Genomic DNA, 5,261 nt, shown 5'->3' on the forward strand with positions numbered 1-5,261 from the left:
CAACGCCGCCCCCCAAGCCCCGAGCAGCCCATGACCCACACACCCGACACCGCCGAAGTCCGCCAGCTGCTGATCGTCGAGGACGACGAGGCCTTCGCACGCACGCTCGCGCGTTCCTTCGAGCGGCGCGGCTACGTGGTGCTGCATGCGCGCAACCTCGAGGAGGTGGAAGCGCTGCTCGAGGAAGGCGACGGGCCCTCGCCCGGCTACGCGGTGGTCGACCTGAAGCTCAACGGCGAGGCCTCGGGCCTGGCCTGCGTGCAGATGCTGCACCGGCACGATGCCGAAATGCTGATCGTGGTGCTCACCGGCTTCGCGAGCATCGCCACCGCCGTCGAGGCCATCAAGCTCGGCGCCTGCCACTACCTGGCCAAGCCCTCGAACACCGACGACATCGAGGCCGCCTTCGGCCGCGCCGCCGGCACCACCGAGGTCGAACTGACCAACCGCTCCACCTCGATCAAGACGCTGGAGTGGGAGCGCATCCACGAGATGCTGGCCGAAACCGGCTTCAACATCTCGGAAACCGCGCGCCGGCTCGGCATGCATCGGCGCACATTGGCACGCAAACTCGGCAAACAGCAGGTCAAGTAACATGATCTGCCGGTTTCGCGAATTCTTGCGGAACCAACACCGATCCCGGAGGCTCTGTTCCTGATGACGAATAGCCCGCCGCTGCAGCTGCAGCCCGCCCGTTCCACCGATCTGCAGAAAAAGCAGGCGTCCGCCGCGCGCGACCAGACCGCGATGGAAGAGCTCTTCAACGCCCTGAGCCACGGCCTGGGCCTGCTGCTGGCGATTGCCTCGCTGCCGATCCTGGTCTACAGCGCCGCCCAGAAGGGCCAGGCCGCGGCCGTGGTGGGCGCCTCGCTCTTCGCGGGCACGGCCATCGTGCTGTACCTGATCTCCACGCTGTACCACGCGCTGCCGATCGGCCGCGCCAAGGCCTGGTTCAACCGGCTCGACCACGCGGCCATCTACCTGTTCATTGCGGGCAGCTACATGCCCTTTCTGTTCGGCGTGCTGCGCGGCCCCTGGGGCTGGACGCTGTTCGGCGCCATCACCGCCGCCGCCGTGCTGGGCGTGGGCGCCAAGCTGTTCAACCGCCTGCAACACCCGCTGTGGTCGACCGGCCTGTACGTGGCGATGGGCTGGATGGCGCTGATGGCGGCGGTGCCACTGTACGAGCGCATGTCATCGGCGGGGCTGGCCTGGCTGGTGGCCGGCGGGCTGTTCTACACGGCCGGGGCCGTGGTGTTCCTGTTCGACAACAAGGTGCGCTACGCGCATTCGGTGTGGCACCTCTTCGTGCTGGCCGGCAGCACCTGCCACTTCTTCGCCGTGCTGTGGCACGCGCACGGCTGAGCGCTCTTCTTCAATAGTGGGGAGGGAGTTCGTCGCGCAGGTTGCGCGCGCCCCCGTCCTGCCCTGCGTTCTGGCTTTGCAGCCTGAGTTGCGCGACCTGCAGGATCAGGCTGTCGATCTGTTGCTGTTGCCGATAGATCGTCATGTTCAGCTGCTCGAGCAGGTCTTCGGCATAGCTCGACTTGATCTCGAGATCGTTCAGGCGCTCTGTCACGTCGTTCGGTGAATGTTCCATGCCGCTATTGGACAGGAAGATCCACCGCTTCTTGTTGACAGCGCCCCGCTCAGCGCCGGACCTTCGCCTCGAGCAGGTCGCCCATGCCGATGCGCCGGGCGAAGTCGATGCGCACGCGCTCTGACACCTCGAAGACCTCCGCCGCACCGTCGCCCACGAAGTCGATCAGCGAACGCATCGGCCGCGTGCCCGCCGGCAGGCCCACGATGCGCACGATGTCGTCGGCCACGGCCTGCGGGTCGGCGTGCTCCGGCGTGAGAGCGGACAGGCGCTCGCCGATGCGGTCCATCACGCCGTCGTAGCGGCCGTAGGCGGCGGCAATGGCCGCATCGGAGGGCTTGCCCGCACTCGGAAAGTGATCGGTGCCCCGCGTGAACGCGCCCGGCACGACGATCGAGGTCTCGATGCCGAAGCGCGCGATCTCGTAGGCCAGCGTCACGGCCAGCGAATCCATGGCCGCCTTGGCCGCACCGTACGGGCCCATGAACGGCGGAAAGCCGCCCTTGGTGGTCGTGCTGCTGATCCACAGCATCAGCCCCGACTCCTGCTGGCGCAGGTACGGCAGCACCGCGCGGTTCACGCGCTGGGCACCGAGCACGTTGGTGTCGAACACCTGGGTGATGTCTTCCGGCGTGAAGGCCTCGGTCGGCCCGACCACGAGATGGCCCGCGTTCTGCATCACCACGTCGAGGCGGCCCTGCGCCTGGACGATGGTCGCCGCGGCGGCATCGGCGGAGGCCTGCGACAGCACATCGAGTTCAAGCGGATGCAGCTGAAGCCCCTGGGCCACGGCCAGCGCGCGCAGCTCGGCCGCGCGCGCCTTGTTGCGGCCTGCGATGTCGCGCATGGAGGCATAGACGATGTGGCCCGCTTCGGCGAGCGCCTGTGCGCTGAGCCTGCCGATGCCGGAGCCGGCGCCAGTGACGAGGATGACGGATTGCATGATGGAACGCCTTGGATGAAGGTGAGAGGGAAGAAAGGAAAGACGGGAGCGCCCGGTGGTCAGTGCACGCGACGCTGCAGCAGGTGGGCCACCCAAGCCGCCATCGATCCGAGTGCCGCCGCGCCGGTCAGCGTTGCGAACAGCGACAGCGATAGGGGCTGGTGGACCGCGAAGAACGCGATCAGCCCGAGGAAGTAGCACAGCAGGTTGTTCAGTCGCGGCACGCTGCGCATCGACACCACGAGGAGCGCCACGAACAGCACCACCACCGGCAGCGCCGCGGCGCCCGCGATCGGGGCCAGCGCGGCGATCGCCAGGGCCGCGCCCTTGCCGATCAGCAGGCCCAGGCTCACGCAGACGAGGTTGAACACGCCGTCGCGTGCGGTGGCGCCGCGGGTGTAGAACGCCACCCAGCCGACGAACATCGCCCACACGGGCAGTTCGAGCACGAGCGCCATCGCCGAAGCGGCAGCCGCCACCACCGCAGCGGCGGCCGTGAACGCCGTGTAGGCGAGGCTGAAGAAGCGCGGGGTGGCCGCGCGGGGTGAAGGCGGGTGCATGGTGCGTGCTCCGTGGATGTCGTGGGAAGCCACCGCTCAGGCCACGCCGCCATTGGCCCACAGCACCTGCCCGTTGACCCATCCCGCGTCCGGCCCCGCCAGGAACGACACCACCGAGGCGATGTCTTCCGGCTGGCCCAGGCGCTGCAGCGGCGGCATCTGGGCGAAGGCCTGGATCTGCTCGTCGGTCTTGCCGTCCAGGAACAGCGAGGTCGCGACCGGCCCCGGCGCCACGGCGTTCACCGTGATGCGTCGGCCGCGCAGCTCCTTGGCGAAGACGTGCGTGAAGGCCTCGACCGCCGCCTTGGTGGCGTTGTAGATCGCGTAGCCCGGCATGTGCAGGGCGAGCGTGGTGCTCGAGAAGTTGACGATGCGCCCGCCCTCGGCGAGGCGGGTCGCGGCCTCGCGCAGGGTGTTGAAGGTGCCGCGCACGTTGATGTCGAAGGTCTGGTCGTACAGCGCGTCGCTGTGCGCGGCCAGCGGCGCGGTCTGGAGCACGCCAGCGTTGTTGACCAGCACGTCGACCGGGCCGAGCTGCGCTTCGACGGTGTCGAACATCGCGCGCACCGCGTCGGCGCTCGCCACGTCGGCCTGCACCGCGAGGGCGCGCGCGCCCGCGGCCTTCAGTTCGGCGACCAGCGCTTCGGCCGGCGCGGCGCCCGCGGCGTAGTTGACGGCAATGGCGAAACCGTCGGCGGCGAGCCGGCGGGCGATGGCGGCGCCGATGCCGCGCGAGGCGCCGGTGACGAGGGCGACGCGGGTGGGCAGCGAAGCAGAAGTGGCGGTGGTGTTCATGGCGCGAATCCTTGGGGTGGTGAGTGGATGAAGCGAATGGTCGGTCATTCCACCCAAAAGATAATCAGCACCCATTCGTCAATAAAATTCCATTTACTTAAACAATAGGCACGAAGGGCAACCCCATGGACCGCTTCCAGGAAATGCAGGCCTTCGTGCGGATCGCCGAGCGCCAGAGCTTCACGCAGGCCTCGGACGACCTGCAGATTCCGCGCGCCACCCTCACCACGCTGATCCAGCGGCTCGAATCGCGCCTGGGCGCCCGGCTGCTCGAGCGCACCACGCGCACCGTGCGCCTCACGCAGGACGGCGAGGCCCACTACCAGCGCTGCGTGCGGCTGCTGGCGGACGTGGAAGAGGCCGAGGGCGCCTTCACCCACGCAGCGCCCCAGGGCCTGTTGCGCGTGAACCTGCAGGGCACGCTGGCGCGGCATTTCGTGGTGCCGGCGCTGCCCGCCTTCCTCGCCCGCCATCCGGGCCTGCAGCTGCACATCGGCGAGGACGACCGGCTGGTCGACCTGGTGCGCGAAGGCGTCGACTGCGTGCTGCGCGCCGGCCCGCTGCAGGACTCGTCGCTGGTCGCGCAGCGCGTGGCGCTGCTGCCGCAGGTGACGGTGGCGAGCCCCGGCTACCTCGCGGCGCACGGCGAGCCCGTCGACCTGGCCGCGCTGGCCTCGCACCGCGCGGTGCACTACGTGTCGAGCAGCACGGGCAAGGCGCTGCCGCTCGAGTTCACGGTCGACGGTCAGGTCCGGCCCGTGCAACTGGCCGCCACCGTGTCAGTCACAGGCGCCGACCTGTACACGGGCGCCGCCGTCATGGGCCTCGGGCTGGTGCAGGTGCCGCGCTACCGCGTGGCGGCCGAGCTGGCGGACGGGCGCCTGCAGGCGGTGCTGCCGGGCTTTGCGCCGCCGCCGATGCCGGTCTCGGTGCTGTATCCGCAGAACCGGCAGCTGTCGTCGCGCGTGCGGGTGTTCACGCAGTGGCTGCGCGGTCTCTTCGCAGAAGACACCGCGCAGGGCTGAGCACCGCGCCCGACATGCTTCAGGAAACCGGGCACTCCAACGTCGCCTCCGGGTGATGTGACGGCGCATCGCCGCGCAGGAATGCAAACACCACCACCGCCGTCAGCACCGTCACCCCAGCCAGCACGCACAACAGCGTCCCGAACGCCGCGCCATACGCGTGCAGCAGCCCCGCGCGATCCATGCCCGGCAACAAAGCCAGCGCCTGCGCCAGGTCACCCGTCGCCACGCGCTGCGCCGCCTGCGACACCGCCACGGACGAAGGCGACGACGACGCCTTCAGCTGCAGCGCGACGAGTGCCGTGAGCCCCGCCCCCACCAGCGCCAGCGCAATGCCC

Annotated in this window: 7 protein-coding genes and 1 pseudogene; 3 read left to right on the forward strand and 5 right to left on the reverse strand. The window is 69.4% G+C overall.

Features of this window, described 5'->3' with window-relative positions; genetic code table 11:
• Positions 1 to 30 precede the first annotated feature (30 nt).
• Together AC07Y4_RS32630 and trhA are read left to right on the forward strand one after the other, a co-directional pair.
• Positions 31 to 594, forward strand: a complete 564-nt coding sequence (locus AC07Y4_RS32630; RefSeq protein WP_159274905.1) for a response regulator transcription factor — start codon at positions 31 to 33, stop codon at positions 592 to 594.
• Positions 595 to 657: 63 nt separating this feature from the next.
• Positions 658 to 1,365 carry a PAQR family membrane homeostasis protein TrhA gene (gene trhA / locus AC07Y4_RS32635; RefSeq protein WP_082817912.1) on the forward strand — a complete coding sequence of 236 codons (708 nt, stop codon included), beginning with the start codon at positions 658 to 660 and terminating at the stop codon, positions 1,363 to 1,365.
• Between the two features lie 10 nt (positions 1,366 to 1,375).
• Here trhA and AC07Y4_RS32640 read toward each other — a convergent pair whose 3' ends face one another.
• Genes AC07Y4_RS32640 through AC07Y4_RS32655 form a run of 4 tightly spaced genes read right to left on the reverse strand, consistent with a single transcriptional unit; the run spans position 1,376 to position 3,898 of the window.
• Positions 1,376 to 1,600, reverse strand: coding sequence for a SlyX family protein (locus AC07Y4_RS32640; RefSeq protein WP_062469081.1), 225 nt, complete (start codon positions 1,598 to 1,600; stop codon positions 1,376 to 1,378).
• 49 nt (positions 1,601 to 1,649) lie between these two features.
• Complete coding sequence (locus AC07Y4_RS32645; RefSeq protein ID WP_492694146.1) at positions 1,650 to 2,543, reverse strand: SDR family NAD(P)-dependent oxidoreductase; 894 nt, start codon at positions 2,541 to 2,543, stop codon at positions 1,650 to 1,652.
• 59 nt (positions 2,544 to 2,602) lie between these two features.
• Complete coding sequence (locus AC07Y4_RS32650) at positions 2,603 to 3,103, reverse strand: DUF1097 domain-containing protein (protein ID WP_492694144.1); 501 nt, start codon at positions 3,101 to 3,103, stop codon at positions 2,603 to 2,605.
• A gap of 36 nt (positions 3,104 to 3,139) precedes the next feature.
• Positions 3,140 to 3,898, reverse strand: a complete 759-nt coding sequence (locus tag AC07Y4_RS32655) for an SDR family oxidoreductase (protein WP_495275675.1) — start codon at positions 3,896 to 3,898, stop codon at positions 3,140 to 3,142.
• A gap of 125 nt (positions 3,899 to 4,023) precedes the next feature.
• Here AC07Y4_RS32655 and AC07Y4_RS32660 point away from each other — a divergent pair, with 125 nt between their 5' ends.
• Positions 4,024 to 4,923, forward strand: a complete 900-nt coding sequence (locus AC07Y4_RS32660; protein WP_492694140.1) for a LysR family transcriptional regulator — start codon at positions 4,024 to 4,026, stop codon at positions 4,921 to 4,923.
• 19 nt (positions 4,924 to 4,942) lie between these two features.
• Here AC07Y4_RS32660 and AC07Y4_RS32665 read toward each other — a convergent pair.
• Positions 4,943 to 5,261 (reverse strand): annotated as a pseudogene (locus tag AC07Y4_RS32665) (MFS transporter); the annotation flags it as partial.

Source organism: Variovorax sp. GW460-12-1-14-LB1 (assembly GCF_059423605.1).